This is a genomic window from Roseateles sp. Mitsp63 (genome assembly GCF_059491535.1).
Genome location: NZ_CP168509.1, coordinates 4,275,909 through 4,302,393, shown reverse-complemented (window position 1 = coordinate 4,302,393; position 26,485 = coordinate 4,275,909). Strand labels below are relative to the sequence as shown.

The following is a 26,485-nucleotide window of genomic DNA, read 5'->3' as shown; positions in this document are numbered from 1 at the left end:
CCTCCTCAGTTGCCCGCCATCGTAGGCAGCAGGACACGGTAGATCTGGATCATGGCCGGGCCCATCAGCACGACCATCAGCGAGGGAAAGATGCAGAAGATCAGCGGGAACAGCAGCTTCAGCGCGATCTTGGCGGCGGCCTCCTCGGCGCGCTGGCGGCGCCGGGTGCGCAGCATCTCGGCATGGATGCGCAGCGACGCGGCGATGCTGGTGCCGAAGCGCTCGGCCTGGCTGATCATCGTGACGAAGCCGTCCACCTCCTCGACCCCGGTGCGGATCGCCAGGTTGCGCAGCGCCCGCTCCCGGTCCGAGCCGGCCCGCAGCTCCAGGTTGACCAGCCGCATCTCGTCGGCCAGCGCCGGGCTCTTGAGCTGCAGGTCATCGGCCACGCGCAGCATCGCCGCCTCGGTGCCCAGGCCCGCCTCCATGCACACCGTCATCAGGTCCAGCGCATCGGGGAAGGACTCGAAGATCTCGCGCTGGCGCACCGTCACCAGCCGGTTCAGCACCAGGTTGGGCCCGTAGTAGCCCACCGACGCCAGCACCAGCAGCATCATCATCAGCGGCGCGCCGCGCGGCAGGTCGCCGCTGGTGGACATCGCCGCGAAGCCCGCCAGCGGCAGGCCCAGCGTCAGCAGCGTCTTCAGGCCGAAGAAGGCGGTGCCCGCGATCGGGCTGCGGATGCCGGCATGCACGAAGCGCAGCCGGATGCTGGACTTCTCGAAGCCTTCCTCCGGCATCGACAGCCGGCTGATCGGCCGCGTCAGCTCCGCCACCACCTGCATCAGCCGGTCCCCCGACGGCGCGCGCGCCGGGTCGCCGCCCTCGATCGCGCGCAGCCGCTGCCGCGCCGGATCCGGCTTGAGCAGCGCGGCCACGCCCAGCACCGCCGACACCACGACCACGAACACCAGCGCCAGCACCATCCATTGCATCGGGGACATGTCGGGGACTCCTTGGCGAGGGGCGTGCCGGGGGCGTGCGGGAGGGGCGTTGCCGATGCGCGTCAGACGCGGATGCGGATGATGCGGCGCATCCAGTAGATGCCCGCGGCCATCATGGCCAGCGACACGCCCACCATGCGCAGCCCCATCGGATCGGTCCACAGCACCGCCATGAATTCGGGGTTCACGATGTTCACCACCAGGCCCACGCCGAAGGGCAGCGCCGTCAGGATCAGCGCCGACAGGCGGCCCTCGGCGGACAGCGTGCGGATCTCGCCGAGCAGGCGCAGCCGCTCGCGCACCAGCGCCGCGATCTTGTCGAGCAGCTCGGCCAGGTTGCCGCCCGATTCGCGCTGGATCATCACCGCCACGACGAAGTAGCTGACGTCGGCGATCGGCACGCGTTCGGCCAGGTGCGCCAGCGCGTCGTTGGCCGGCACGCCGTAGTTGATCTCGTCGAACAGCATCCGGAAGTCGCGGCCCAGCGGCGCGGGCATCTCCTCGGCCACCATGCGGATCGCCGACGGGAAGGCATGGCCGGCGCGCATCGCGCGGCCCATCAGGTCCAGCGCCTCGGGGAACTGGCGCTCGATGCGCGCGATGCGGTCCGCGGCGCGCGAGGCCACGCGCCACCACGGCAGGGCGCCCAGCGCCAGCGCCGCGCCCAGCCCCACCACCACCGGCTTGCCCAGCAGCGGCGGCAGCAGCAGCCCGCAGGCGGCCAGCGCGATCGAGAGCAGCAGCAGCTCCGCCACCGACGCCGTCACCGCCGCCGCGCCGGTCAGCCGGCGCAGCTTGCGGCCCGGGCCGGTGAGCGCGATCAGCGCGTTCAGGCGCGGCAGCCGCTCGGGCGCCATCGTGCGCTCGATGCTGGCCACGCCGGCCGGCGTGTCGCCCGACAGCGCCGCCAGCCGCGCCTTGATGCGGCGCGCCTCGGCGCTGTGGCGCGAGGCCCAGAGGATGTACAGCCCCTCCAGGGCCAGCAGCACCGCCAGGAAGGCGACACCGGCGAACAGGATCAGGCTCAGGTCCATGGCGGCGCTCCTCAGATCTCCACGCGCATCGGCGTGAACAGCGTCTGCGGCAGGTCGACGCCGCGCGCGCACAGGCGGTCCCAGCAGCGCGGCCGCACGCCGGTGGCGCTGAAGTAGCCCTGCACCGCGCCGCCCGCGCCCACGCCGGTCTGCTTGAAGGAGAAGATCTCCTGCAGCGTGACCGTGTCGCCCTCCATGCCGGTGAGCTCCTGGATGCTGGTCAGCTTGCGCGTGCCGTCGGAGAGCCGGTTGGCCTGCACGATCACGCCGATGGCCGAGGCGATCTGCGCCCGCGCCGCCTTGGCCGGCAGGTCCACGCCGGCCATCGCGATCATGCTTTCCAGCCGCGCCAGCGCGTCGCGCGGCGTGTTGGCGTGCACCGTGGTCATCGAGCCCTCGTGCCCGGTGTTCATCGCCTGCAGCATGTCCAGCGCCTCGGCGCCGCGGGTCTCGCCCAGGATGATGCGGTCCGGCCGCATCCGCAGCGCGTTGCGCACCAGCGCGCGCTGCGCCACCTCGCCGCGCCCCTCGATGTTGGGCGGCCGCGTCTCCAGCCGCACCACGTGCGGCTGCTGCAGCTGCAGCTCGGCCGCGTCCTCGATGGTCACGATGCGCTCGCTGTGCGGGATCGCGCCGCTGAGGATGTTCAGCAGCGTCGTCTTGCCCGAGCCCGTGCCGCCCGAGATCAGGATGTTGGCCCGCGCCTGCGACAGCGCCGCCAGGAAGCGCGCCATCTCGGCCGACATGGACTTGAACTCGATCAGGTTCTCCGCCTTCAGCGGCACCGCGGCGAAGCGGCGGATCGAGAGGATGGGGCCGTCGATGGCCAGCGGCGGAATGATCGCGTTGACCCGCGAGCCGTCGGGCAGCCGCGCGTCGACCATGGGGCTGGCCTCGTCCACGCGCCGGCCGATGCGCGACACGATCTTGTCGATGATCTTGAGCAGGTGGTCGTCGTCGGCGAAGCGCACGTCGGTCAGCTCGAGCCGGCCGCGCCGCTCGACGTAGACCTGCGCATGGGTGTTGACCAGGATGTCGGACACCGTCGGGTCGGCCAGCAGCGGCTCGATCGGGCCGAAGCCCAGCATCTCGTACTGGATGTCGCGCACCAGCGCGCGGCGCTCGGCGGCGTTCAGGACCAGGTTCTCCTCGAACAGCAGCCGCTCGACCATCTGGCGCAGCTCGTCGCGCAGCGCGTCGGTGCCCAGGCCGTCCATGGCCTCCAGGTCCAGCCGGCCCAGCAGCAGCTGGTGGATGCGCGTCTTGGTCGCCTGGTAGGCCTGGGTCGGCGCGGCGGCCGTTTCCTCGGGCGCGCCGTCGGCGGGCGCGAAGCCCGGCAGCGCGGCGCCCAGCCGCTCGCGCAGCGTCATGGTCATGTCCTTCATGCGGATGCTCCCCGGAACAGGCCCGACAACCAGCGCCGCTGCGGCTCCGGCGCTTGCGGCGCGATGCCGGCGGCCAGCTCGCGCAGCGCGCGGGCGATGCTGCTGGCGGGCGCGATGCTGTCCACCGGCACGCCCTGGTTGACCGCCGCGGCGACGGCCTCGTAGTGATTGGGCAGGGTCAGCGGCTCGTCGATGACCAGCGTGCGGCGCAGGTCCTCCAGGCTGAACTGGCTGTCCTTCTGGTAGCGGTTGACGATCCAGCGCACCTTGTCCGCCGGATAGTCGAGCGAGCGGAACACCTCCCGCAGCCGCTTGCCGTCGCGGATGAAGGGCAGCGTCAGCTGCAGCACCGCGAACAGGCGGTCGGCTTCGTCCAGCACCGCCAGCGTCGCCGCGCTCAGCGAGCGGCCGACGTCGACGACGACGAAGTCGAAACCCTCGCGCGCCTGGCGCAGGATGGCCTGCACCTGCGCGGGCGTGACGTCGGCGGCCTGGGCCGGATCCTCCGGCGCGGCCAGCACCCACAGGCCCGGGCCGGCCTCGGTCATCGCCGACTGCAGCAGGTCGGCGTCCAGCCGCGCGATGTTGCGCGCGACATCGGCCACGTGGCTGGGCGGCGTCTGGTTGCCCAGGAACAGCGCGGCGTCGCCGAACTGCAGGTTCATGTCGATCAGCGCGACGCGGCGGCGCCCGCCGGCGGCCAGCAGGTGCGCCAGGTTGGCCGCGACGAAGGTCGCGCCGCTGCCGCCCTTGCACGACACCAGCGCCAGCAGCTCGCCATGGCGCGCCGGCTGGGCGGCGATCGCCGCGCCCGCGCCGCGCTTGCGCTGCAGCCGGCGCAGCGCGGCCAGCACGGTCTCGCCGGAGGCCGGCGCGGGCAGCACCTCGCGCACGCCGGCGCGCATCGCGCGCATCAGGAAGTCGGGCGAGAGATCGGGCGCGACCAGCACCACGTCCACCTCCGGATGCGCGCCGGCGAGCCGCTCCAGCGCGAGGAAGTCCTCGGCCGCGGCGCATTCGGCGAGCAGCAGGTCGGGCCGGCTGCCGTTGACGATGGCGTTGACCTCGCGCAGCGGCCGTTCCAGCGCGGCGACCGAGAAGGCGGGCTCGGCGCGCAAGGCCTCGGCCCAGGCGAAGGCATGCGCGGGGTCGGCCGTGACGATCTTGACTTTCACTGGCACACCTCGTTGGCGGCGCTGTTCATGTACTCCTTGCGCAGCGTCGTGGCGAACGCGGGCAGGGTCAGGTTCAGCGGGACGAAAGGAATCATCGTGCGGTGCGTGTAGCCGCTCAGCGCGACCTGCACCGCCTTGCAGTCCGCCGGCGTGCAGGTGTTGGCGGCACTGGGCGGATTCAGGTAGGTCACGGTGATGTTGGACGAGCTCAGCGTCGGCAGCCGCGAGATCATCCGCGTCTTGATGTGGCTGTCGTTCATGTCGCAGACCACGGCCAGGCGCGCGCCATAGCGCGTGGCCTCGACGGCGGCGTTCCAGGTCCACAGCAGCCGGCCCATCTCGATCACGCCCAGCACCAGCGTGCTCAGCAGGCCGCAGACCAGCGCGAACTCGACGGCCGCGACACCGCGAACGCGCGCGCGCGGCCGCGGCGCCGATGGGAAGCGGACGCGGCGGTTCATAGCTGGGCCCTCATCGTCACCGCGATGGTGTTGAAGTTCATGTCGGGGATGACGAAATTGACCACCGACCGGTACGGATAGTTCTGGATGCTCGCGGACACCAGGTTGACGGTGCCGCTGCCGGTCAGCTGGTTGGCATGCGTCGAGGGGCACAGCGATGCGTCGCAGATCGCGACCATCGCGGTCGTCAGGCCGGGCGCGAGCACGCTGCCGCTGCAGTCGGTGGTGCCGTAGACGGCCAGGCAGCGCGCCTCGGTGGCGATGGCCGTGTCGCCCGGGCCGTGCTGCGACAGGTGGCGCGCGGCATCGCGCACCGACTTGTCGAGCATGTTGTAGCTGAACACCGCGCGGCCCAGCTCGCTGGCGCCGAAGACGAGCAGCAGCAGCGGCGACATCAGCAGCGCGAGCTCGACCGCCGCGATGCCGCGCGGTGCGCGGTGGCCGCGGGGCCGGGGGGAGCGGGCGGCGAGGGCGGCGAGGGCAGTGGTCATGGCGTCCTCACTGCACCAGCGCCGGGACCATCGGTCCGACGCTGGCGGAATCGCCGGCCACGCCGGAAGAGGCGCAGGGGCTGCCGGTGGCGCGCGACAGGCCGACGAACTCCATCACCAGCGTGTCGTTCGGATCCGCGATCGGCTGCAGCATCAGCATGCAGCCCCAGCCCAGCACCGTGGTGGTGTGGGAGCCGCCGGTCAGCGCGGCGCAATCGATGATGGGCGCGATCACCAGGCGGCGGTCCGCGCCGTACTGGACGTGCTGCGCGGTGGTGGTGGTCGGGTTGTAGGCGTTGCTCAACGACAAGCCGGTCACCGCGTTGCCGGCCGCGACGCTGCTGCCATAGGGCGAGTGCGTGCCGCGCTTGGCGATGAAGTCCGGCAGCGCGTTGGCGCCGCTGGGCCAGTTGGTCGTCGTGTAGCCGTAGCCGGTGAAGTCGGGCGGCGCGTTGGTGACGTTGGTCGAGCCGGACTGGTACAGGCCGAAGCGCGTGTTCCAGGCCTTGGCCGCGGCATTGCCCATGTTGCCCGGGGCGCCCACCGGCGAGCTGACGTTCAGCGAGCACATGCCGTTGCCGGTGAGCAGGCCCGAGAGCTCGCTCTCGCCGCCATTGGGCGGGCTGAAGTCGATCCAGTTCCAGTTGCCGCCGCCATCCTTGAAGCGGCCGCTGACCCAGCTGCCCGGCGTCAGGCCGAACGGCGGCGAGGCGCCCGCGCCCGCGCCGGCCTGCCGGCACACGCCCAGCGGCACCGCGCAGTTGCTCTGCGCCGGCGTGAGCGTGGCGGTGGCGATGGCCGCCACCGACTGCGCGCCGAAGCCCATCACCTGCATGAAGTAGGGCGCGAAGCCGCCGCGCTGCAGCGTGCAGCGCACGTACTTGGACGACGCGGCCGCGGCGGCGGCGTTGCTCCACAGGCTGCCCGCCGCGAGCGAGCTGCCGAAGCCGACGGTGATGTCGCCGTCGGCCACGGCGGCGCCCTGGAAGCCGACGCGGTTCTGCCTGGCGATTGCGCGGCCGGCGGCCTCGGCGCGCGGGAAGGCGGCGGCCGGGATCGAGGGCGCGCCCGTCAGTTCGTAGCTGGCCGCGAGCGCGCAGGCATCGGCGGTGTTCTGCAGCTCCGTCTTCGCCAGGTAGAGCCGGCCGCCGTCGATCGCCAGGCCGAGGAAGCCCACCATCACCGCCAGCAGCAGCGCCACCACGATCGCCACCACGCCGCGCTCGCGCCGCGCGGCCGCGCGATGCGGACGGCGGCCGCGCCGCGCCGGCGCGATCGCCGCGGGGGAGGGGGACGGGCTCGGCGTCATGGCGGGGGCTCCGGCTCAGCGATCCGCGGCGCCCGCGCCGACGCCGATGTTGATGACGTTGCTGGGCGGCGGCGCCTTGTAGCTGTCGACCACGCGCACGCCGGCCTGGCGTGTCAGGCGGCCATCGGCCTTGGTGGCTAGCGACGCGTTGCGCGAGGGCGCGCCCGGATCGAGCACCTGCTGCGCCATCAGCGCGCGGCTGGCGTCGCCGAAGTCGCGGTCCGTGGCCGGCGTCGTGGTCGCCGCGCAGCCGCACAGCAGCGCCGCGGCCGCGGCCGCGGCGGTGAACGGAAGGATGACGGGCGTCTTCATGATCACTCCTTGCTGTCGAATCCGCCGCGCGCGGGCGGTGCGTTCCTGGCGGGCGCCGGGGCTGACTCCGCGGAAGGGCTGGCGGCGGCATCGGCCGCGGGCTTCGTGCCTTCCATGCGGCCCTGCAGGATCAGGTCGCCGCGGGTCGGCGGCACGTAGTTGTCGGTGGGCAGCCGGTAGCCGGGCGGCAGCGGCTGCACCAGCCGCGGCGTGATGACGAAGACCAGCTCCGAGCGGTCGGTCTGGAACTGCGTGCTGCGGAACAGCGCGCCCACCACCGGCAGCTCGCCCAGGAAGGGGAAGGCCTTGATGTTGGTGGTCGTGTTGTTCTTGATCAGCCCGCCGATGGCGAAGCTCTGGCCGTCCATCAACTGCACCGTGGTCTCGGCCTTGCGCGAGGTGAAGGACGGCAGCACCGAGTTCAGCGAGCCGGCGCTGATCTGCACGCCGGAGGCGTTGAGCTCGGAGACCTCGGGCCGCACGCGCAGGTGGATGCGGCCGCCGCCCAGCACCGTCGGCGTGAACTTCACCGAGACGCCGAATTCCTTCTCCTCCAGCGTCACCGTGCTGCCGCCGATGCTGCCGCTGCTTTGCACCACCGGGATCAGGATCTTGCCGCCGGCCAGGAAGCTGCCGGTCTGGCCGCTGATGGCCATCACCGTGGGCTCGGCCAGCACCTTCACCAGGCCGTCGGTCTTCTGCATGTTCAGCGCCGCGTTGGTCGCGCTGCGGCCCGGCACGGTGCCGTAGGTGGTGGTGTAGGTCGGGCGGCCGAAGGCGTCGTAGGTGACGGTGACGTTGCCGCCGCTGATGCCGGGCAGCGGCACCTGGCCGCCGACCACCGCGTCGACCGAGCTGAAGGGCACGTTCTTCGGCCCGGTGCCGGTGATCTGGCCGATCACGCCGGCCGAGCCGCCGAAGATGCCGCCCAGGAAGCGCACCATCGAGCCGTCGCCCGGCGCGTAGGCGCGCGAGAAGTCGATGCCGAAGGCGTCCAGCAGCGACTTGGAGATCTCCGCCACCTTGACCTCCAGCATCACCTGCTGCGGCGCGCCGACCTGCACCATGTTGACCACGCGCGCGCCGGCCTCCTTGCCGTCGCCGCGCACGAAGGCGGTGGCCAGGTCGATGGCGCGGGTCATCGCCTCGGTGTCCGAGACCTCGCCCGAGAGCACGACGGAATCGAAGGCGGCGCTGACGCGCAGGTTGCGCTCGGCCGGCAGCAGCTGCTGCAGCACCGCCTGCAGCGCGGCGGTGTCCATGCCCACGACCACGTCGAACGCGGTGCAGGTGCCGGCGCGGTCCAGCATCACGACGTTGGTCGAGCCGATCGCCTTGCCCAGCAGGTAGATCTCGGTCGGCGCCAGCAGCAGCACGTCGACCTCGCCGACGCCCGGGCGCGTGTCCTGGGCCTGCGCGGCGCCCTTGGCATTGGCCTCGTCCTTCTTGCCGTTAGTCTCGGCAGGACGCGCGGCGCGGGTGTTCTCCGGATTGCCCAGCAGGATGCGCGTCACCGGCTGCGCCGGCCGCAGCACCGTCGACTTGCCCACCGGCACCGTGACGGCGGGCGCGGTCTCGACGCGGGCGCACATCGGCGCGCCGCCGGCTCCGGTGGCGGAGGCCCGGGCCGCGGCCGCGGTGGCGGTCACGGCCGCCGGCGCGGCGGCCGGGCCGGGCGCGCCGAGGCTGGCGGCCGACGACAACAGCATCGTCAGGGCCGTCAGCCCGGCGCGCGGCGCCGAGGCGGAGGTCAGGAGCGGGGGCGTGGACATGGGCGGTCTCCGGTGGGGCAGGCGCGGCGCGGTCAGAAGCACTCGGTGACCTTGTCCAGGCCGCGGATCAGTTCGACACAGCCGGTGCGCGCGGCGGCGGCGACCGGCACGACGGCCGGCGCGGCGGCGCGGCGCGGCGCGGGACGGGGCGCCGCCGGCGCGGGCGCCGGGGCGGGGGGATCGGTGCGCGCGGCCATGCCGAGCAGCGCCGCCTTGGTCGCGCCCAGGCCGGCGCCGGCGGCCTTGGGATCGGTCTGGTTGCGCAGCACCAGCGACAGGTTGCCGACGCTGCGCGCCAGGTCCAGCAGCTCGGCCTCGTCGGGCGTGACCTCCAGCGTCACCGCGTTGACGACCCGGGGCCGGGTCGTGTCGCGGTCGGCCTCCTGCGCCACGGCCAGCACCAGGATGCGCTCGAGCACGATCTTGGAGATCGAGTGGTCGCGGTCGTTGCGCGCCGAGCCCTCATCCTGCGTGTTCACCATCACGTCGACATAGGTGCCGGGCAGCGCGAAGCCGGCGACGCCGACCACGTCGTTGACCCGCACCGTCATCGCGCGCTTGCCGGCGGGCACCACCGCGGACAGGCCGCCCTTGGTGCCGACCGGCGCCAGCCGCGCCTCGGTCAGCGGCTCGCCGCGCTGCATCGACACCAGCACCACGCGGCCCTCCAGGGCCGCCGGGTCCTCGAAGGCGCCGGCCGGCACGCTGCCCTGCGGCCAGTCGGTCATGCGCACCATCTCGCGCGAGATGCGGCCGCCGAGCTCGATGTCGGCGTTGGCGATCGCGATGCGGCCCTGGTTGCCGCTCTGGCCCTGCATCCAGCGCGCGGCCATGACGACCGCGGCCAGGCCGGCGATCGCGGCGATGAAGAGCATCAACAGACCTCGTGACCTCATGGCTGCCTCCTGGACGGATCGGCGGTGGCGGAAGAAGGGACGGCGGCGGTCTCGCCGAAGTGGGTGCGCCAGGCCCAGTCGAGCAGGCCGGCATCGAGCGAGGGCTCGATCTCGAGATAGCGCGCGCGGCTCGCCACCAGCCGCAGCAGGTCGCGCGGATGGCAGGCCAGCAGCGAGCGGCCGTGGCGCTGGTGCAGCCCGTCGATCAGGTGCACCAGGCCGAAGGCGTCGTAGGGCACGCCCTCCTCGGCGCAGGCGCCCTCGAAGATGCGGCCGTAGGACGGCGCGTCGACCGGGCCGACCTCGATCTTGTGGCCGATGCGGCGCAGGAAGGCGTCGTCCAGGTCGCGCGGCGACAGGTTGGACGAGAACACCAGCATCATCTCGAAGGGCACGGTGAAGCGCGCGCCCTGGCGCAGCGTCAGGTGGTCGTGGCGGCGCTCCATCGGCACGATCCAGCGGTTCATCAGCTCGCGCGGCGTGACGCGCTGGCGGCCCAGGTCGTCGACGATGAACAGGCCGTTGTTGGCCTTCAGGTGCGGCGGGGCCTCGTAGTAGCCGGCGCGCGGATCGAAGCCCAGGTCCAGCATCTCCAGCGTCAGCTCGCCGCCGCAGGCGACGACGGGGCGCTCGCACAGCACCCAGCGGGCATCGGGCCGGTGGCGGCTGTCGAGCCCGCCGCGGCTGGCCGCGGGGCCGTCCAGCGGCTGGTGGACCAGCGGGTCGAAGACCCGGATCACCTCGTCGTGCACGCTGATCGCGTGCGGTACCGCGACCGGGCCGGGCAGCAGCCGCGACAGGCTGCGCGCGATGTAGGTCTTGCCCGAGCCGGCCGGCCCGTGCAGCAGCATCGGCCGGTGCGCGTTCATCGCGGTGCCGAGGCGGTCGATCAGCTCGTCGGCCAGCACCAGGCCGGCGAAGGCCTCGCGCGCGAAGCGCAGCGTGACCGGGTGCAGCGACGCGGCCTGCGCGGCCACGCGCTCGGCATAGAGCTCGGCGGGCACCGGCGCGGGCCCGATGTAGGCGCTGCGCGAGAACGCATCCAGCGCGCGGGCGCGGCCGGCCAGGGTCAGGTCGTATTCGACGTCGGCCTCGTGCGCGCCGCGGCGCGCCACCTCGAGCAGGCCATCGCGGCGCATCGCCTGGCACAGCGCCTCGACGATCACGCCGCCCAGGCACAGCCGCGCGCCCAACTCGACCAGCCGGCCGGTCGCGCCCTGCAGCAGCGTCTTGGCCACCAGGTCGGTGAGGAAGGCCGGCGACAGGCCGGTCTCCTCGATCGTGCGCGGCGCCGCCGGCAGCGTCCCGGCGCAGGGCGCGAGCCGCGGGGCCGGCGCGTGGGGGAATTGAAGCAGGGACATGGGGTGGTCCTGTCCTAGATCAGCGGGGGCGCGATCAACGCCGCGGCACTGCCCATCGCGATCGCGACCGCGTAGGGCAGCCGCGCGGCGGTGCGTTCCAGCGGCGTGGCGCCGGCGGCATGGGGCGAGGGCGCGCGGCGCCGGGCCGCCCCGTGGTCCGTCAGATGGGTCATCACGCGGGCGAGCACGCTGGCATCGCGCATCGCGAGCAGCGACAGCACTCCGCCCGCGAGCATCGTGTAGAGGACCGCCGGCACGACCGTGGCCGCGCCGACGAAGGCGCCGACCACCGCCATCAACTTCACGTCGGCGGCGCCCATCGCGCGCAGCAGGTACAGCGGCAGCATCAGCGCCAGGCCGGTGATGGCGCCGGCGAGCGGCGACCACCAGCGTTCACCCGCCGGGGCGGGACCGCCCGCGGCGATCGCCGCCGCATGCAGGCCCAGCGCCAGCGCCAGGCCGATCGTCAGCCAGCGGTTGGTCACGCGCCGCGCGCGCAGGTCGCTGCGCACGGCGCCGCCCAGCACCAGCGCCAGGGCGGCCAGCGTGACGGGGGCGCAGAGCAGGGACGACATGGCGGCGGTCCGGTCAGAGCGCGGCGGTGATGGCCGTGGAGATGGCGGTGAACACGGCGTCGAGCTTGGAGCCGACGAGCGTCACCGACGCGATGATGAAGACGGCGATCAGCGCGGCGATCAGGCCGTACTCGATGGCGGTGACGGCATCGTCGTCGCCGGCCAGCGCCTGGAGGCGGTGCAGCAGGGTCATGGTGATCTCCTTGGGGGAAGGGCGTGGGAGTCGGTGGCGGACCTTGGAAGGAGCGCGGCCGGCATGGGCCGGCACGGCCGCGCCGGCGCCTTCACAGCGCCGTGGTCAGCGCGGTCGAGATCGCGGTGAACACCGCCGCCAGCTTGGAGCCGACGATGGTGACCGAGCCGATGATGAACACGGCGATCAGCGCGGCGATCAGGCCGTACTCGATGGCGGTGACGCCCTCGTCGTCCTGGGCGAATTGCTGCAGCGCGCGGGTGGCCTTGGAGATGGGGAGCAGTTTCATGATGAAAGTCCTTGAAGTGGGGAGGAAAGGAGATCCATCGGGGTCGGATCCATACCCTGCCGGCCTGTTGGGGGAGGACGCCGGCCGGCGAGGCGCGTCTTCGGTCGTGTTCATGTCAGAGCGCGGCCACCACGGCCGACGACCAGTACTGGTACAGCGCCACCAGCGACGAGCCGGTCAGCGTCAGCGCGCCCAGGATCGCCACCGCGATCAGCGCGGCCATCAGGCCGTACTCGATCGCCGTGGCGGCGCGCTCGTCGCGGGCCAAGGCCCAGGCGATCGCGGCGGCGGGTGACGGAGGGCGGTGCGTGTCCATGGCGTTCACTCTAGGCATCGCGGTCACGGCGCGCAGCGGAGGATGGCGCCATGCCGCGGGGGGAGCTTGACCCTTGCCGGGGGGGAGTTTTGTCATGGACCGCCGGGCCGGTGGAAGCGCCTTCGGCGCCTTGCTCCTGCGGGGCGAAGGCGCTCAGCGGCGCCGCGCCGGGACGGCCCAGCCCGCCCAGCCGCACCAGCGTGCCCAGCAGCTCGGCGGCCGGCAGGTGCTTGGCGAGGAAGGCCTGCGCGCCCAGGCGCAGCGCGCGATCGCGCGTGGCGTTGTCGTCGTGGCAGGTCAGCACCAGCACCCGCGACTGGGTCAGCAGCTGCGGCAGCAGCGCCAGGCCGTCCTCGCCGTTGAGGTCGACATCGACGACGACGACGTCGGGATGCAGCTGCCGCGCGGCCAGCAGGGCCTGCTGCCCGGTGGCCACGGCGCCCAGGCAGCGCAGCGTGCGCGGCGAGCAGGCGATGAGCCGCGACAGGCCGTCACGCACCGCCTGCTGGTCGTCGACCAGCAGCACGCCGAAGGGGCCGGAGACGGCGACAGCGTTGACAGTGGAAGGCAGCGGGCTCATGGATCGATGCTAGGCAGCGAAGGCGCGCGTGGCGCGGGAGCTTGCGGGCGGCCGGGGAGGGAGATTCCTCCCACGCCGCGCGTGGCGCAGCGGCGTCGGGGACCTCAGTAGACGAAGGGGATCAGCCGGTGGGGCACGCGGCGGCGATAGGCGCGGTACTCGGCCTGCAGGTCGTCGAGCATGGCTTCCTCTCGATGCATGCGCACCACCTGCGCGACATAGAGCAGCGCCAGCACGGCGGCGTTGCGCGGCGACGCGTTGACGAGCAGGAAGCCGCAGTGGCCGATCAGGTAGCCCAGATAGATCGGGTGCCGGACGACGCGATAGGGGCCGCGCACGACCAGCCCGCGCCGGGCCGGCAGCAGGCCGAAGGAGCGGCCCAGCGTGACCTTGGATGCGAACTGCCAGCCCAGGCCGGCGAGCTGCAGCGCGGCGCCGGCCCACTCCGGCGCGAACGCGCGCGTGCCCGATGGCGACAGCAGCACGACGAAGCCGGTCGCGTAGAGCGTCGCGGCGATGGCCGGGACCGACAGGTCGCGGCACTCGGCGCGCCGCGCCAGCAGCACCAGCAGCAGCGTGTAGCCCTCCGAGACGATCAGCAGCAGCAGCGTGCCGCGCGCCGGGTCCTGCCACCAGGCGTATCCCCAGCGCGCCAGCACGACGGCCAGCGCCAGCAGCGCGAAGCTGCGCAGCAGCCATTCGGTGAGGCGGCCCTCGCGGCGGGGTGCCGCGTTCGCGCGGGACAGGCGGCGGGCGAAGGGGACGGACATGTCGGGCTCCTGGTTCAGCGCGGGATGAGAGGGTCGAGAGGGTCGAGAGGGCGGGGAGGGCGGGGAGGGCGGAGAGGGCGCCAGGCGAGGACGGCCGCCGCGACCGCGATGCCCGCGATCACGTCGACGGCGTAGTGGCCGCCGAGCACCGGCGTCGCGGCCAGCATCAGCGCGTTGAGCGCGAGCGCTGGCCAGCGCAGCGGCGTCGCGAACAGCGCATGGGCCAGCAGCACCGCCATCGCGGCGTGCAGCGAGGGCATCGAGATCAGGCCTTGCATCGCCTGCAGCGACAGCGTGCGCAGGCTGCCGCCGCGCAGCGCCTCGAAGTGCCAGAGGTCGGCGACCGGGCCGGGGCCGAAGTGCTTGAAGGCGCCCGCCGCCGGGATCGGGGCGGACAGCAGGATCACCAGCAGCGTGACGGCGGCGTAGCGGTTCATGAAATCGTGCAAGCGGTCGCCGCGGCCGCTGAAGCCCAGGTACAGCACCACGGCGAGGATCTGCGGCAGGCCGCTGTCGTAGGCGGCGCTCAACGCGATCCGCGCGAGGGCGGGCAGCGAGGCCTGGCCCTGCCGCAGCACGCGCCAGTCGATGCCCAGCGCGGCGTCCCAGCGCGCGAGCAGGGTGTCGGTCAGCGGCGGCGCGAGCGCGATCAGCAGGTAGCTGAGGCAGGCCGCGGCAGCCTGGAACACCAGCAGCAGCGCCGCGCATCGCAGCGCCGGCGCGATGCGCGCGTCATGGCGATAGCGCGGCAGCAGCAAGGGCAGCGCCAGCGCCGCCACGGCCACGCCCAGCAGGACGAAGTCGCGCGCCGCCAGATGCCAGCCGCCGAAGGCGATCCACAGCGCATCGACGGCGATCGCCGCGGCGGTCAGCAGCAGGGCCGGGCGCAGCGGCTCGCGCCGGAAGAGGGCCTGGAGCGTGCGGACGGTCCGCAGGGCGGCGGACGCCGGCGCGGGGGCGGGCGGGGGAAAGAGCGGCCAGACGGTCGATACGGTCGATGCGGTCGATGCGGTCGATGCGGCCGCGCGGATCGGCACGACCTTCGCAGCGCGGGGGCTGTCCGGGGAGCCGGGGGGCGGGCCGGGAGGCGCGTGGGCATCGCGGCCGGCGGAAGTGCTGGCGGAGGTGCCGGAGGGCGTTGGCAGGCGGTGGATCGACATGGCGGCCTCGTGCAACGAGGGCCCCATGGTGGGCGCGCGTGCGCGCCGGCGCCAGGGAGGCGCCGCGCCGCCGGCCTAGGACAAAGCTCCCCCCGCCGGCCGCGCGGGCTCGCGGTCCAGGCCGTGGGCGCTCGCGTAGACATGCAGCTCCAGCCGGCCGCGCACGCCCAGCTTGGAATAGATCGCGGTGAGGTGGTTGCGCAGGGTGTGCTCGCTCATGTGCAGCGTGTCGGCCACCGCCAGCAGCTTCGCGCCGGCCTGGCGCAGCAGCACGCCGATGATGTCGCGCTCGCGCGGCGTGAGGCCGGCGATGCGCTCGGCCTCGGGATCGCGCGGCGCCGCGGCCCGGGGCGCGCCGCCGTCGGTCAGCAGGCCCAGCACCTCGCCCATCAGCGCGCGGTGCAGCCAGACCTCGCCGTCGTTGACGCACTCGATGGCGCGCAGGATGGTCGCGGCCGGCGCGGACTTGTGGACCACGCCGCGCGCGCCGCGCATCACCGCGCTGCGATGCCGCGTGGCGTCGTCGGCGCCGGTCAGCACCAGCACCTGCGCCTTGCCGCGGCGGCGCAGCTCCTCCATCGCGGCGCAGGCGTCCTCGCCGGCCAGGTCCAGGTCCAGCAGCAGCAGGTCGGCCTGCGGCAGGCCGTCGTGACGCAGCAGCTCGTCCAGCGTCGAGGCGCAGCCCACCATCTCCATGCGCGGGCGCGACGCGTCGATCAGCTGGTGCAGGCCCCACAGCGTGATCTGGTGGTCCTCGGCGACGAAGACCCGGATCGGCCGGGGCGTCTGGCCCGGCAGGTGCGCGCTGAGGTTCATCGGTGTTCTCCTTTGTCGATCACCCGGGCGGGCATCAGGGGCATCAGGGGCATGAGGTCGGAATGCGGAACAGCAGCTCGGTGTCCAGGCCGTCGCGGCGCGAGATCGTCAGCGAGCCGCCGAGCTCGGCCACGCGCTCGTGCAGCGAGTGCGGATGGAAGGCGGGCGCGGGCCGGCCGGTGACGGAGCCGCTGTCGTCGCTGACGCACAGCGTGACCGCGCCGTCCTCGCCGCTCAGCGCGATCGAGACATGCCGCGCCTGCGTGTGCTTGCGGATGTTGTTCAGCGTCTCGTTGAGCAGGTGGAACATCGCGCCGGCCAGCGCGCGCGAGCTGGGCAGCGATTCGGGGCAGTGGACCTCGACCTCGATGCCGAACAGCAGCGTGAAGCGCCGCGCCTGCCGCCGCACCGCCGGCACCAGCGCGTTGTCGCCGCCGCGCGCGCCGGTGCGCAGGCCCGAGATCAGCTCGCGCAGCGAGGCCACCTCGGCGTTGACCAGCTCCGCCAGCGCGTCGACCTCCGCGCGCGCCGGGTTGTCGGCGGGGATGCGCAGCGCCACGCATTCGACCGCGTACTTGAGGCCGAGGTAGGGCTGGATCGCGCTGTCATGCAGGTCGCGGCCGATGCGGGCGCGTTCATGCGACGCGCTCTCATCCTGCAGCTGGTCGACCAGGCCGGCCTGCTCGATGACGCGCAGCAGCTCGGGCATCGCGTCGGTCAGCGCGCGCAGGTCCTGGCGGTGCGCGCGCAGGCCGTGGTAGCCGATCACGACGTGGCCGTGCTGCCGCTCATAGCGGGTCAGCGGCGCGATGTGCAGGCCCGCGACGTCCAGCATCCGGGCCAGCGATTCCAGCGGCGTCTGCAGCGCGCGCGCGGGCCGCGGACCGGCATGGACGCGGATGCGCGGCCGCGGATCCCACCAGCGGCGCGAGGTGAAGCTCAGCGCCTGCGGGCCGGTCTGCGCCAGCAGCTGTTCCAGCGCCTGGTGGACCTCGGGGCGGGCGCGGAAGCCGCCGTCCTCGCGGCTGGCGATCATGGCCGGCGCGCCGAAGCGGCTCGGCAGCACCAGCGCGAGCACGTCGGCCTGCGTGCCCTGGCGCAGGCGCTCGACCAGCTCGCTGCAGATCGGCTCCAGGCCGCGGCGGGGGTCGAGTCCGGCCTCGATCTCGTCGATCAGCGCGATGCGCCGGTGCAGCGCGCGCATCGGCCGGGCCAGCAGCGCGGCGGCCGGGATCAGCGCGAGCAGCAGGATCTGGGCATGGCCGCCGAGCCCGTCGGCCGTGGGCAGCGGGGCGCGGCCGGCGTCGGGGTCGATCGCGATGGCGACCGTGCCGAGCACGGCCAGCAGCAGCCCGTGGCCGACGCCGTAGCCGATGCTGGCCAGCACCACCGGATGGACCAGCGCCAGCATCAGCATCATGTTGCCGACGCTGAAGTGCCACATCATCGACGCGGCCCAGGCCACGTCCAGCCAGTAGGCGGCCAGGCCCGAGACGACGGGGCGCTCGCGGGCGTCGGACCACATCAGCGCGCCGGCCCAGGCGATGTAGACCAGCATCGTGACGCCGGCGCCCAGGTCGACGGCGGGCTTGCTCGAGATGAGCAGCAGGCTGCACATCAGCGCCGTGACGACGCGCAGGCCCGCGGAGAAGCGGCGCATCTCGGCCGACGGCCCCGGCACCTGCCGGGCCGGCGCGGCGATCCCATCCGCGAGGGAGGGGTCCAACGACTCGCGCATCATTTTGTTGACCTCTGGGCACTGCCGTGGTGGGCGGCGTGCTTGCGGCAAGTCTGACACCGGCGCCGTACGCCGTACCCCCCCGGGATCGGGTGCCGCGCCGTGGCGCCGTGTCAACTTTGCGGCGTTCTCCCGCATGGCGACTGGCCCGGCGGCCGGCGTCCGCCCCCCGGCCGCGCTGCCGGGCGGGGTGTTCCCGCGACGCCCGTCAACGCTGCGACAATCCGCGCCATTCCCGCCGGCCCGGCGGCGTTCCCCCGAGGGGACGCGCCCGGTCCGCAGACCCGCAAGACCCGCAAGACAGAAGACAAGGACGCCGCCATGAGCGACAACCCCGCGCTGCCGCTGAACGACCAGAACCTGATCTGGATCGACCTGGAGATGACCGGCCTGTTTCCCGACAAGGACCGCATCATCGAGATCGCCGTCGTCGTGACCGACGCGCAGCTGACGGTGCGGGTCGAGGGCCCGGTCTTCGCGATCCACCAGTCCGACGCCACGCTGGACGGCATGGACGCCTGGAACAAGGGCACGCATGGCAAGAGCGGCCTGATCGACCGCGTCAAGGCGTCGACGATCGCCGAGGCCGACGCCGAGCAGCAGGTCATCGATTTCCTGAAGGCCTACATCCCGGCCGGCAAGTCGCCGATGTGCGGCAACTCGATCTGCCAGGACCGCCGCTTCCTGGCCAACTACATGCCCAAGCTGGAAGACTTCTTCCACTACCGCAACCTGGACGTGTCCACGCTCAAGGAGCTGGCGCGCCGCTGGAAGCCCGCCGCGATGGAAGGCTTCAAGAAGGCCCAGAAGCACACCGCGCTGGCCGACATCCACGAGTCCATCGACGAACTGATCCATTACCGCGAGCAGTTCCTGAAGCTGGACTGAGCGCCGCGGCCGGCCCCTTCACGAGCACCGCGCACCCGCGCGACCGAGACTCCGATGGACATCCCGCGCCGCCCCCACGACCTGTGGGCGGCCTTCGACTTTCCGCGCCATCCGCTGGCGCGCGAGGACGGCGAACGCCTGCGTGGCGCCTTCTTCGCGCCGCCGGCGGAGCGCCTGATCGCGCGCGATCCGGATCGCCTGCGCGCCGTGCTGCGCCTGGCGCATGCCGCGGCGCGCGCCGGCGCCTGGGTGCTGGGCGGGCTGCGCTACGAGGCGGCCGGGGCGCTCGATCCGGTGCTGCGCACGCGGCCGGCGGGCGAGGCGCCGCTGGCGGAATTCCACGTCTGGCATGAGGCGCCGGCGCCGTGGCCGCAGGCGCTCGCCGCCGATGGCGCGCGCCGCGCGCATCCGATCACGCCTTGGCGCGACGTCCAGGAGGACGCCGCCGAGATGGCGCAGGTCGAGCGCATCCGCGGCTACATCCGCGATGGCGACTGCTATCAGGTCAACCTGACGACGCGGCTGGACGCCGAGGCGCAGCCGGCCAGGGGCGGCGGCGGTGGCGGCAATGACGACGGCGGCGGCGGCGAGGCCTTCGATCCGGCGCTGCATTTCTTCGCGCTGCACGCGGCGCAGCCGGGCGGCTTCGCGCTGTTCCTGCGCACCGGCGGCGCTGATGGCGCTGATGGCGCTGATGGCGCTGATGGCGCTGATGGCGGCGAGGGGCCGGGCAGCGTGGCGAGCGTGTCGCCGGAGCTGTTCTTCGACTGGCGTCCGCTGCCGGAGGCGCCGCAGGCCAGCCACACCTGGCTGCTGTCGGCGCAGCCGATGAAGGGCACCGCGCCGCGCGGCCGCGACCGCGCCGCCGACGAGGCCGCCCAGGCCTACCTGCGCACCAGTGCCAAGGAGCGGGCCGAGAACCTGATGATCGTCGACCTGCTGCGCAACGATCTCTCGCGCGTGGCGGTGACGGGCTCGGTGCGCGTGCCGCGGCTGTTCGAGCTGCACGCGCTGCCGACGGTCTGGCAGATGACCTCGACGATCGGTGCGGTGACGCGCGCGGGGCTCGCGCTCGACGAGGTCATGGCGGCGCTGTTCCCCTGCGGCTCGGTCACCGGCGCGCCGAAGAAGCGCGCGATGGAGGTCATCGACGAGCTCGAGCCCGGCCCGCGCGGCTGGTACTGCGGCGCGCTGGGCCTGTTGCAGCCGGGCGGCGCGGCGACCTTCAACGTGCCGATCCGCACCGTCGAGCAGACCGGCCGCGCGCTGCGCTGCGGCGTGGGCAGCGGCATCACGCTGGACTCGCGGCCGCGCGACGAGATCGACGAATGGCGCGCCAAGGCGCGCTTCCTGAGCCGCGCGCGCGCGCCGGTCGAGGCGCTCGAGACCATGCGGCTGGAGCGGGGCGAGTTCGCGCACGCGGCGCGCCACCTCGCGCGGATGCAGCGCACCGCGCGGCACTTCGGCCTCCCGTGGTCGGCGGACGCGGTCAGGGCGCGGCTGGTCGAGATCGCCCGGCGCCACCCCGAAGGCGCCTGGCGTGTCCGGCTGACGCTGGCGCGCGATGGCGGGCTGGGCGACTCGGCCCAGCCGCTGCCCGCCGGCGAGGACGCCAGCCCGCTGCGCGTCGCGCTGGCGTCCGCGCCGATCGACACCCGCGGCGCCGACGCCGAATTCATCCAGCACAAGACCACCCGCCGCGAGGTGTACCAGGCCTTCCTGGACGCGAAGCCGGCGGATTGCTTCGACGTGCTGCTCTTCAACCGGGACGGCGAGCTCACCGAGGGCTGCCTGACCAACCTCGCGCTGCGACGCGCGCCGGACGGGCCGTGGCTGACGCCGCGCGCCGATGCCGGCCTGCTGCCCGGCACGCTGCGCGAGGAGCTGCTGGAACAGGGCCGGCTGCGCGAGGCGCGGCTGACCCTGGACGATCTGCGGCGGGCGCATGCGCTCGCCATCTTCAACAGTGTCCGGGGCTGGCGCGAGGCGCGGCTGCGGCACGAGGACCTTCATGACGACGACTTCCCAACGGCGCCGCCCGGCGGCGCGCAAGACCAGAGCGGATGAGGCGGCGGCGCTGCCGGCCGAGGCGGCGATCGAGCCCGTGATCGAGGCGATCGCGGCGGCCGAGACGCCCGAGGCGCCTGAGGCGCCTGAGGCGGCCGAAGCGCCGAAGCCCGCGCGCAAGCGCGCCAGCCGCGCGAAGGCCGTGGCCGCCGACGCCGGCGGCACTGCCGCCGCCGCAGCGGTCGATGCCGCGCCGGCCGCGGCCGAACAGGCACCCGCGCCGGAAGCGGACACGCCCGTGCCCGCGCCGAGGAAGCGCCCGGCCCGCAAGCGGGCGGCCGCCGTTGACAGCGCGCCGCAGGCCCCGGTTGAGATGGCCTCGGAGCCGGTCGAGGCCGCGGCAGGCGAGGAGGGCGCGGAACCCGCGCCCGCCCGCAAGGGACGCCGCAAGCCGAAGGCCGAGCCGGCCGCCGAGGAAGCGCCGCCCGAGCCGCCGCGCTTCACGCTCGGCGCGCGCGAGGACGACGGCGTGTTCGGCGACTACGAGCTGCGCGATGCCGAGACCGCCGGCACGTTCCGACTGCGGCTGCTGGGCCGCCAGACCTGGCGCTGCGATTGCGCCGGCTATCGCGCGCAAGGCACGTGCGAGCACGGTGCGCAGCTGCTGTCGCTGTTCGACGAGGCGCAGCATCAGGCGCTCGACGACGGCTGGCCGGCGCGCGAAGCCGAGGTCTGGCTGGTGCCGGGCCCCGAGCGCGGCCTGCAGTGGGTCTGCGGCCGCGACGTGCCGGAGCGCCTGCGCGATCAGGACGGCCTGGACGAGCAGCGGCGCCGCGCCGCCGAGGGTGGCCATGCCTGGCTGCAGCAGGTGCTGAGCGATGCCCGCGCGCTGGGCGTGGTGCTGCGCGTCGACGCGCCGGTGTGGCCGCAGCTCGCGTGCGGCCGCGACGCGCAGGCGCGCGTGCAGCGCATCGAAGCACTGATGGCCGACGGCGCCGCGATGCGCGCGCTGCTGGCCGACGAGCTGCCGGTCCATGCGTGGGAGGCGGCGCTGTTCGCCGTCTGCGCCGGCCGCGCGCTGATCGCCGATGACCTGGGCCTGGGTCAGCGCGGCGCCGCCATCGCGGCGATCCGCCTGTGGGCCGGGCTCTTCGGCGTGACGCCGGCCGTGATCATCGCGCCGGAAGCCGCGCATGCCGCGTGGCAGCGCGATCTCAAGCGCTGGCTCGGCGACGAGGCCAGGACGGTGACCGTCGCCGCGGCGCCGCCCGCCAAGCCGCAGCCCGCGCTGCTGATCGTCGACGGCATCGAGACCGTCGATGCCGGGCGCCTGGCCGCGTTGCGCGCGCTGCCCGCGGCGCAGTTGCTGCTGATCGCGCATCAGGAACCGCTGGGCGACGCGCGGATCGGCGAATGGATCGAGTGGCTCGACGAGGCCTGCCGCGGTCCGCTCGCGCGGCTGCGGTCGCTGCCGGCCGACGCCGGCAAGAAGCTCAAGCGCGAGGCGCTCGCCTCCGTCGTGCTGTCGCGCCGCCGGCGCGAGCTCGACGATCTGCCCGCCGCCCTGCTGACGCCGATCTGGCTCGATGGCGCCGGCGCGAACGGCGCCAGCCTGCCGGCCGCGCCGCTGAAGCAGCTCCGCCAACTGGCCGAGCGCTGGACCGCGCTGCGCTTCCTGTCGAGCAGCGAGCAGCAGCAGGTGCTGGAGGCGCTCGCGCTGCTGCCGCCGGCCTCGCGCCAGGCGCTGGCCGCGAAGGCCGAGGCCGTGCTCGCCCTGCGCCGCGAATGGATCCAGGGCGCGGTGCCGGCGGCGTCGCGCCTGGTGGTCTGCGCGCGCTCGGAGACGCTGCTGGACAGCCTGTCGATGTCGCCGCAGCTGCGCCGCCTGCCGCCGCAGCGCCTGCGCGCCGGCGACACGGCCCCGGCGCGCGAGGCCGCGCTGTCGGCCTGGCGCGGCGCCGAGGCTGGCGTGCTGCTGGCCAGCGATGACGCGCTGGGCGGGCTCGAGGCCGGCGCGCTGGCCGGCGACCGCGTGGCGCTGGTGCACGCGGACCTGCCGTGGCAGCCCGCGGTGCTGGATCACCGCGTCGACGCGACCTGCGGCGGCGATGCGCAGGGCGTGCCCGCGGCGCTGCTGCTGATCGAGGACTCGCTCGACGTGGCCGTGCTGCGCGCGCAGCGCGAAGGCGTCGCCTTCCCCGACTGGCTGGACGCCGCGCCGGCCTGGCTGGAGGGCGACCAGCTGGACGCGCTGATGGCCGTGCTGCCGAAGCTGCTGGAAGGCCTCTGAAAACCTGGGGCGCGCCGCTCGAACGCGGCCTCATTATTCTGTGCTAGGTGGAAACCCGAAAAGTCGTTATACTTTCGGGCTTCACCGCTTCGTGCGGTGCTTCGTACGTCTCCTCTGACCTCTTGCAGTCCGCTGCGCCGGCCCCTCCAACGGGGGTCACGCAGGGCCCGGTTCTCCACCGGGACGGTGATCCCCAGCGGATCGCTCGCACTTGCATGCCCTCGGGTTCGGTCGGCGGCGATGCCGTCGCTTGACTGTTCCCCGGCGCCTCACCAGGCCCTTCATGTCGATCGCAAGTCCGTGTCAACGGGCGCGCCGCGCATGTGTCTTTCTTTCCTGGTGATCGACGCGAGCTTTCTCCCAGCGACATCACTTTCCGCCGCGATCCCTTGATTTCGCGCGGCGGACTTGCGCTCCGGCGCTGGCGCCCGACACCCGGACGTCCGCCTGCCCGCGCACCATTGGATTGCAAAGAATGAGTTTCGAACACGACATGAACGCCGACGCCCAGAACCAGACCGTGGATCAGAGCCAGGAAGACGAACTCGACCAGGCCATCGATGCCATCGAACTGGGCGCCGACGCGCAGACCTCCGGCACGCCGTTCGCCGCGCTGGGCCTGCACGACGCGCTGCTGCGCGCCGTCAAGGATTCCGGCTACGAGAACGCCACCGAGGTGCAGGCCCAGGCCATTCCGCCGGCGCTGGGCGGCGCGGACCTGATGGTCTCGTCGCGCACCGGCTCGGGCAAGACCGCGTCGTTCATCCTGCCGGCCCTGCAACAGGTGCTGGACGCCCGCGCGGCCCGCGCCGCCGGCAACAAGACCAAGATGGTCGGCCCGCGCGTGCTGGTGCTGGCCCCGACCCGCGAGCTGGCGATGCAGGTCGCCAAGTCCGCGATGACCTACGGCCGCCACATCCAGGGCCTGCGCGTGGCCACCGTGCTGGGCGGCATGCCCTACGCGCAGCAGCTGCGCGCGCTCAGCGGCCAGCTGGACATCCTGATCGCCACCCCGGGCCGCCTGCTGGACCACATCAACAGCGGCCGCTGCAAGCTCGAGAACGTGACGATGTTCGTGCTCGACGAGGCCGACCGCATGCTGGACATGGGCTTCATCGACGACATCAACTTCGTCGCCCAGCAGATCCCGGCCGAGCGCCAGACGCTGATGTACAGCGCGACCTTCGCCGGCAACACCGGCCGCCTTGCGGCCCAGTTGATGAAGGACCCGCAGCGCATCGACGTGTCGGGCCACACCGAGACCCACGAGAACATCGAGCAGCGCCTGCACTGGGCCGACAACGGCATGCACAAGCGCAAGCTGCTGGAGCACATCCTGGGCGAGCGCGACGTCGACCAGGCCGTGGTCTTCACCAGCACCCAGCAGGACACCGAGTGGCTGGCCGAGCAGCTGGAGGCCATCGGCCACCGCGTCGCCGCGCTGCACGGCGGCATGCCCCAGGGCAAGCGCAACCGCACGCTGATGGCGCTGCGCCGCCGCGACCTGCGCGTGCTGGTCGCCACCGACGTGGCCGCCCGCGGCATCGACGTGCCGACCATCTCGCACGTCATCAACTTCGGCCTGCCGATGAAGGCCGAGGACTATGTCCACCGCATCGGCCGCACCGGCCGCGCCGGCCGCTCCGGCATCGCGGTGACGCTGGCCGAGCGCGGCGACATCTCGATGATCAAGCGCATCCAGCAGTTCACGACGCAGCAGATCCCGGTCTCGCGCATCACCGGCCTGGAGCCGCGCAGCGAAGAGCCGCGCATCTATCCGTCGCGCCCGGGCGGCGACCGCGGTGAGCGCAGCTTCGGCGGCGGTCGCGGCGGCTTCGGCGGCGGCCGTGGCGGCTATGGCAACCGTCCGCAGGGCGGCGGCTTCCGTGGCAACGACCGTGGTGGCGACCGTGGCGGTTTCGGCGGCGACAACCGCTTCGACAACACCGCCCGCTTCGAGCGTCCGGAAGGCCAGGGCCGTCCCCCGTTCGGCGAGCGCCGTGAAGGCGGCTTCGGCGGCGGCCAGGGCGGTCAACGCTTCGAGCGCCGCGATGGCGCGCCGCGCTTCAACGAGCGCCCGCAAGGCGATCGCCCGTTTGGCGACCGTCCGCGCTTCGGCGATCGTCCGCAGCGTGACGGCCAGGGCTTCGGCGGCCAGCCGCGCGGTGCGTTCGAGCGCCGCGAAGGCGGTAACGGCGGCAGCGCCGGCGGCTTCGAGCAGCGCCGCGGCGCCGATCCGCGCTTCGACCGCTCGGCCGAGAACAACGACCGCTACGCCCCGCGCGCCGAGCGTCCGGCGTTCAAGGGCAGCGAGCAGCGTTTCGAGCGTCCGGAAGGCCGTCCGGCCGGCAAGCCGTCGTTCAGCAAGGGCCCGCGCGGCCAAGGCGGCGATGATCGCGGCGGCTTCGTCAAGAAGGGCCCGCGCAAGGGCTTCTGAGCCCGGCGCGACCTGAGCCGAGGGATCGGAGGCCGCGGGGGACATGCGCGTCGAGGGCCGGATCGTCCAATGGGATGACGCGAAGGGCTACGGCTTCATCGCGCCGTCCGACGGCGGACCGAAACGCTTCGCGCATGTGAGCGCCTTCGGGCTGCGCCCTCGCCGGCCCTTCGTCGGCGAGCGCGTCAGCTACGAGGCGGGTACCGACGCGCAGGGCAAGCCCCGCGCGCTGAAGGTGCGCAGCCTCGAGCCCAGGCCGGCCTCCACCGGCCCGGCGCCCGCAAAGGGTGCCGACGCGACCCGGACGGGTGCGCGAGGGAAGCCGCCTGCTTCGAGCGGCTCCGCCGACACCGGCGCCTCGCTGTGGCTGGTGCCCGGCTTCGCGCTGCTGGTGCTGCTGACCCATCTCGCGTGGCCCTTGCCGCACGGGCTGTGGGGCACCTACGTCGCGATGAGCTTCGCGACCTTCATCGTCTACGCGCTGGACAAGCGCGCGGCGCGCCTGGGTCAATGGCGCGTCAAGGAGGCGACGCTGCACGGGCTCGCGCTGCTGTGCGGCTGGCCCGGCGCGCTGCTGGCACAGCACCTGCTTAGGCACAAGAGCGCCAAGCCGGGCTTCCGGCGGGTGTTCTGGTTGAGCGTGGCGCTCAACATCCTCGTCTTCGTCTGTCTTTTCACGCCGCTGCTGTCGCCGTTCTTCTCGGGCATCTCCGACCACTGGAACGCGCGATCGGCCGGCGACTTCGTTTGATGCTGCAGTTGAAAGTGATCGGCATGGCGGATGTTCCCGCCGTGCTCGCCTTGCAGGCCCAGTGCTATGGGCCCGAGTTCCTGGAAAGCGCGCAGGCCTTCGAGGCCAAGCTGAACGCGGCGCGCCATCTGCACTGCTCCTACCTGGCCGTCGAGGCCGGCGAACCGCTGGCCTACGTCGTCAGCCTGCCGGTGGATGACGGGCAGTGGCCGGCGCTCGACGCGCGGGAGATCGCGCCGGCGCGCGCGCCGCGCACGCTGTACCTGCACGACCTGGCGGTGTCGCCGGCGGGGCGCTCGCGGCAACTCGGCCGCAAGCTGCTGCGGCAGGTGGTGCACCGCGCGCAGGACATGGGCCTGGCGCAGATCGCGCTGGTGGCGGTGCAGGGCTCGGGCGGGTACTGGCGGCGCCACGGCTTCGCCGCCGGCGACGACGCGCCGGCCGGCTCCGCGCTGGCGGAGAAACTGGCCAGCTTCGGCCCCGGGGCGACCCTGATGCGAAGGGCGCTCGGACCCGTGTGAGGGGGCGCGATAAT

26 protein-coding genes are annotated in these 26,485 nt (G+C 73.3%); 6 read left to right on the top strand and 20 right to left on the bottom strand.

Going from position 1 to position 26,485, the window contains the following annotated elements:
* Window positions 1–5 precede the first annotated feature (5 nt).
* From ACEN96_RS18610 to ACEN96_RS18515, 20 genes are all read right to left on the bottom strand, one after another.
* Entirely contained in the window at window positions 6–944 is a 939-nt protein-coding gene (locus tag ACEN96_RS18610) for a type II secretion system F family protein (protein WP_495584556.1), read from the bottom strand.
* Between the two features lie 62 nt (window positions 945–1,006).
* Complete coding sequence (locus tag ACEN96_RS18605; protein ID WP_495584555.1) at window positions 1,007–1,978, bottom strand: type II secretion system F family protein; 972 nt, start codon at window positions 1,976–1,978, stop codon at window positions 1,007–1,009.
* A gap of 11 nt (window positions 1,979–1,989) precedes the next feature.
* The gene (locus ACEN96_RS18600; protein WP_495584554.1) at window positions 1,990–3,363 is read right to left on the bottom strand and encodes a TadA family conjugal transfer-associated ATPase; all 1,374 of its coding nucleotides are present in this window, start codon (window positions 3,361–3,363) and stop codon (window positions 1,990–1,992) included.
* Window positions 3,360–4,538 (bottom strand): CpaE/TadZ family protein, encoded by a 1,179-nt coding sequence (locus tag ACEN96_RS18595; protein WP_495584553.1) that lies wholly within the window; start codon window positions 4,536–4,538, stop codon window positions 3,360–3,362. The genes ACEN96_RS18600 and ACEN96_RS18595 overlap by 4 nt, the downstream gene beginning before the upstream one ends.
* Complete coding sequence (locus ACEN96_RS18590) at window positions 4,535–4,999, bottom strand: TadE/TadG family type IV pilus assembly protein (protein ID WP_495584552.1); 465 nt, start codon at window positions 4,997–4,999, stop codon at window positions 4,535–4,537. The genes ACEN96_RS18595 and ACEN96_RS18590 overlap by 4 nt, the downstream gene beginning before the upstream one ends.
* Window positions 4,996–5,490: a TadE/TadG family type IV pilus assembly protein gene (locus ACEN96_RS18585; RefSeq protein WP_495584551.1), complete on the bottom strand. Its 495-nt coding sequence runs from the start codon at window positions 5,488–5,490 to the stop codon at window positions 4,996–4,998. Before ACEN96_RS18585 ends, ACEN96_RS18590 begins: the two co-directional genes overlap by 4 nt.
* A gap of 7 nt (window positions 5,491–5,497) precedes the next feature.
* Window positions 5,498–6,799: a pilus assembly protein TadG-related protein gene (locus tag ACEN96_RS18580; RefSeq protein WP_495584550.1), complete on the bottom strand. Its 1,302-nt coding sequence runs from the start codon at window positions 6,797–6,799 to the stop codon at window positions 5,498–5,500.
* Window positions 6,800–6,814: 15 nt separating this feature from the next.
* The gene (locus ACEN96_RS18575) at window positions 6,815–7,111 is read right to left on the bottom strand and encodes a pilus assembly protein (RefSeq protein ID WP_495584549.1); all 297 of its coding nucleotides are present in this window, start codon (window positions 7,109–7,111) and stop codon (window positions 6,815–6,817) included.
* 2 nt (window positions 7,112–7,113) lie between these two features.
* Window positions 7,114–8,883 carry a type II and III secretion system protein family protein gene (locus ACEN96_RS18570; protein WP_495584548.1) on the bottom strand — a complete coding sequence of 590 codons (1,770 nt, stop codon included), beginning with the start codon at window positions 8,881–8,883 and terminating at the stop codon, window positions 7,114–7,116.
* Window positions 8,884–8,915: 32 nt separating this feature from the next.
* Window positions 8,916–9,779, bottom strand: a complete 864-nt coding sequence (gene cpaB / locus ACEN96_RS18565; protein ID WP_495584547.1) for a Flp pilus assembly protein CpaB — start codon at window positions 9,777–9,779, stop codon at window positions 8,916–8,918.
* Window positions 9,776–11,140: a DUF8689 domain-containing protein gene (locus tag ACEN96_RS18560; protein WP_495584546.1), complete on the bottom strand. Its 1,365-nt coding sequence runs from the start codon at window positions 11,138–11,140 to the stop codon at window positions 9,776–9,778. Before ACEN96_RS18560 ends, cpaB begins: the two co-directional genes overlap by 4 nt.
* 14 nt (window positions 11,141–11,154) lie before the next feature.
* Entirely contained in the window at window positions 11,155–11,715 is a 561-nt protein-coding gene (locus ACEN96_RS18555; protein ID WP_495584545.1) for a prepilin peptidase, read from the bottom strand.
* A gap of 13 nt (window positions 11,716–11,728) precedes the next feature.
* Window positions 11,729–11,908 carry a Flp family type IVb pilin gene (locus tag ACEN96_RS18550; protein WP_343638899.1) on the bottom strand — a complete coding sequence of 60 codons (180 nt, stop codon included), beginning with the start codon at window positions 11,906–11,908 and terminating at the stop codon, window positions 11,729–11,731.
* A 91-nt stretch (window positions 11,909–11,999) separates the two neighbouring features.
* Window positions 12,000–12,197 (bottom strand): Flp family type IVb pilin, encoded by a 198-nt coding sequence (locus ACEN96_RS18545; protein ID WP_495584544.1) that lies wholly within the window; start codon window positions 12,195–12,197, stop codon window positions 12,000–12,002.
* Between the two features lie 115 nt (window positions 12,198–12,312).
* A complete protein-coding gene (locus ACEN96_RS18540) occupies window positions 12,313–12,513 on the bottom strand; it encodes a Flp family type IVb pilin (RefSeq protein ID WP_495584543.1) in 201 nt (66 codons plus the stop codon).
* A 10-nt stretch (window positions 12,514–12,523) separates the two neighbouring features.
* Window positions 12,524–13,093 carry a response regulator gene (locus ACEN96_RS18535; RefSeq protein ID WP_495584542.1) on the bottom strand — a complete coding sequence of 190 codons (570 nt, stop codon included), beginning with the start codon at window positions 13,091–13,093 and terminating at the stop codon, window positions 12,524–12,526.
* Window positions 13,094–13,197: 104 nt separating this feature from the next.
* A complete protein-coding gene (locus ACEN96_RS18530; protein WP_495584541.1) occupies window positions 13,198–13,863 on the bottom strand; it encodes a methyltransferase family protein in 666 nt (221 codons plus the stop codon).
* A 14-nt stretch (window positions 13,864–13,877) separates the two neighbouring features.
* Window positions 13,878–15,023 (bottom strand): phosphatase PAP2 family protein, encoded by a 1,146-nt coding sequence (locus tag ACEN96_RS18525; RefSeq protein ID WP_495584540.1) that lies wholly within the window; start codon window positions 15,021–15,023, stop codon window positions 13,878–13,880.
* Window positions 15,024–15,098: 75 nt separating this feature from the next.
* On the bottom strand, window positions 15,099–15,839 hold the full coding sequence (locus ACEN96_RS18520; protein ID WP_495584539.1) for a response regulator transcription factor: 741 nt from the start codon (window positions 15,837–15,839) through the stop codon (window positions 15,099–15,101).
* A gap of 43 nt (window positions 15,840–15,882) precedes the next feature.
* A complete protein-coding gene (locus ACEN96_RS18515; RefSeq protein WP_495584538.1) occupies window positions 15,883–17,565 on the bottom strand; it encodes a sensor histidine kinase in 1,683 nt (560 codons plus the stop codon).
* 333 nt (window positions 17,566–17,898) lie between these two features.
* On the opposite strand from ACEN96_RS18515, the gene orn reads away from it, so the two are divergent.
* The 6 genes from orn (at window position 17,899) to ACEN96_RS18485 (ending at window position 26,471) form a co-directional block, all read left to right on the top strand.
* Window positions 17,899–18,465, top strand: a complete 567-nt coding sequence (orn, locus tag ACEN96_RS18510; protein WP_495584537.1) for an oligoribonuclease — start codon at window positions 17,899–17,901, stop codon at window positions 18,463–18,465.
* A gap of 54 nt (window positions 18,466–18,519) precedes the next feature.
* Window positions 18,520–20,532: a chorismate-binding protein gene (locus ACEN96_RS18505; RefSeq protein WP_495584536.1), complete on the top strand. Its 2,013-nt coding sequence runs from the start codon at window positions 18,520–18,522 to the stop codon at window positions 20,530–20,532.
* Window positions 20,477–22,762 carry a hypothetical protein gene (locus ACEN96_RS18500; RefSeq protein ID WP_495584535.1) on the top strand — a complete coding sequence of 762 codons (2,286 nt, stop codon included), beginning with the start codon at window positions 20,477–20,479 and terminating at the stop codon, window positions 22,760–22,762. Before ACEN96_RS18505 ends, ACEN96_RS18500 begins: the two co-directional genes overlap by 56 nt.
* Window positions 22,763–23,237: 475 nt before the next feature.
* The gene (locus ACEN96_RS18495) at window positions 23,238–25,199 is read left to right on the top strand and encodes a DEAD/DEAH box helicase (RefSeq protein ID WP_495584534.1); all 1,962 of its coding nucleotides are present in this window, start codon (window positions 23,238–23,240) and stop codon (window positions 25,197–25,199) included.
* Between the two features lie 43 nt (window positions 25,200–25,242).
* Window positions 25,243–25,950 (top strand): DUF1294 domain-containing protein, encoded by a 708-nt coding sequence (locus ACEN96_RS18490; protein WP_495584533.1) that lies wholly within the window; start codon window positions 25,243–25,245, stop codon window positions 25,948–25,950.
* Window positions 25,950–26,471 (top strand): GNAT family N-acetyltransferase, encoded by a 522-nt coding sequence (locus tag ACEN96_RS18485; RefSeq protein ID WP_495584532.1) that lies wholly within the window; start codon window positions 25,950–25,952, stop codon window positions 26,469–26,471. The genes ACEN96_RS18490 and ACEN96_RS18485 overlap by 1 nt, the downstream gene beginning before the upstream one ends.
* Window positions 26,472–26,485 lie beyond the last annotated feature (14 nt).

Excerpts from the sequence above, each read along its gene's own strand:
- ACEN96_RS18560 (WP_495584546.1), bottom strand. The coding sequence starts at position 11,140 with ATGTCCCTGCTTCAATTCCCCCACGCGCCGGCCCCGCGGCTCGCGCCC.
- ACEN96_RS18525 (WP_495584540.1), bottom strand. The coding sequence starts at position 15,023 with ATGTCGATCCACCGCCTGCCAACGCCCTCCGGCACCTCCGCCAGCACT.
- ACEN96_RS18530 (WP_495584541.1), bottom strand. The coding sequence starts at position 13,863 with ATGTCCGTCCCCTTCGCCCGCCGCCTGTCCCGCGCGAACGCGGCACCC.
- ACEN96_RS18580 (WP_495584550.1), bottom strand. The coding sequence starts at position 6,799 with ATGACGCCGAGCCCGTCCCCCTCCCCCGCGGCGATCGCGCCGGCGCGG.
- ACEN96_RS18495 (WP_495584534.1), top strand. The coding sequence starts at position 23,238 with ATGAGTTTCGAACACGACATGAACGCCGACGCCCAGAACCAGACCGTG.
- ACEN96_RS18600 (WP_495584554.1), bottom strand. The coding sequence starts at position 3,363 with ATGAAGGACATGACCATGACGCTGCGCGAGCGGCTGGGCGCCGCGCTG.
- ACEN96_RS18550 (WP_343638899.1), bottom strand. The coding sequence starts at position 11,908 with ATGACCCTGCTGCACCGCCTCCAGGCGCTGGCCGGCGACGACGATGCC.
- ACEN96_RS18590 (WP_495584552.1), bottom strand. The coding sequence starts at position 4,999 with ATGAACCGCCGCGTCCGCTTCCCATCGGCGCCGCGGCCGCGCGCGCGC.
- cpaB (WP_495584547.1), bottom strand. The coding sequence starts at position 9,779 with ATGAGGTCACGAGGTCTGTTGATGCTCTTCATCGCCGCGATCGCCGGC.
- ACEN96_RS18485 (WP_495584532.1), top strand. The coding sequence starts at position 25,950 with ATGCTGCAGTTGAAAGTGATCGGCATGGCGGATGTTCCCGCCGTGCTC.
- ACEN96_RS18605 (WP_495584555.1), bottom strand. The coding sequence starts at position 1,978 with ATGGACCTGAGCCTGATCCTGTTCGCCGGTGTCGCCTTCCTGGCGGTG.
- ACEN96_RS18490 (WP_495584533.1), top strand. The coding sequence starts at position 25,243 with ATGCGCGTCGAGGGCCGGATCGTCCAATGGGATGACGCGAAGGGCTAC.
- ACEN96_RS18585 (WP_495584551.1), bottom strand. The coding sequence starts at position 5,490 with ATGACCACTGCCCTCGCCGCCCTCGCCGCCCGCTCCCCCCGGCCCCGC.
- ACEN96_RS18545 (WP_495584544.1), bottom strand. The coding sequence starts at position 12,197 with ATGAAACTGCTCCCCATCTCCAAGGCCACCCGCGCGCTGCAGCAATTC.
- ACEN96_RS18535 (WP_495584542.1), bottom strand. The coding sequence starts at position 13,093 with ATGAGCCCGCTGCCTTCCACTGTCAACGCTGTCGCCGTCTCCGGCCCC.
- ACEN96_RS18610 (WP_495584556.1), bottom strand. The coding sequence starts at position 944 with ATGTCCCCGATGCAATGGATGGTGCTGGCGCTGGTGTTCGTGGTCGTG.
- ACEN96_RS18520 (WP_495584539.1), bottom strand. The coding sequence starts at position 15,839 with ATGAACCTCAGCGCGCACCTGCCGGGCCAGACGCCCCGGCCGATCCGG.
- ACEN96_RS18540 (WP_495584543.1), bottom strand. The coding sequence starts at position 12,513 with ATGGACACGCACCGCCCTCCGTCACCCGCCGCCGCGATCGCCTGGGCC.
- ACEN96_RS18570 (WP_495584548.1), bottom strand. The coding sequence starts at position 8,883 with ATGTCCACGCCCCCGCTCCTGACCTCCGCCTCGGCGCCGCGCGCCGGG.
- orn (WP_495584537.1), top strand. The coding sequence starts at position 17,899 with ATGAGCGACAACCCCGCGCTGCCGCTGAACGACCAGAACCTGATCTGG.
- ACEN96_RS18505 (WP_495584536.1), top strand. The coding sequence starts at position 18,520 with ATGGACATCCCGCGCCGCCCCCACGACCTGTGGGCGGCCTTCGACTTT.
- ACEN96_RS18555 (WP_495584545.1), bottom strand. The coding sequence starts at position 11,715 with ATGTCGTCCCTGCTCTGCGCCCCCGTCACGCTGGCCGCCCTGGCGCTG.
- ACEN96_RS18500 (WP_495584535.1), top strand. The coding sequence starts at position 20,477 with ATGACGACGACTTCCCAACGGCGCCGCCCGGCGGCGCGCAAGACCAGA.
- ACEN96_RS18575 (WP_495584549.1), bottom strand. The coding sequence starts at position 7,111 with ATGAAGACGCCCGTCATCCTTCCGTTCACCGCCGCGGCCGCGGCCGCG.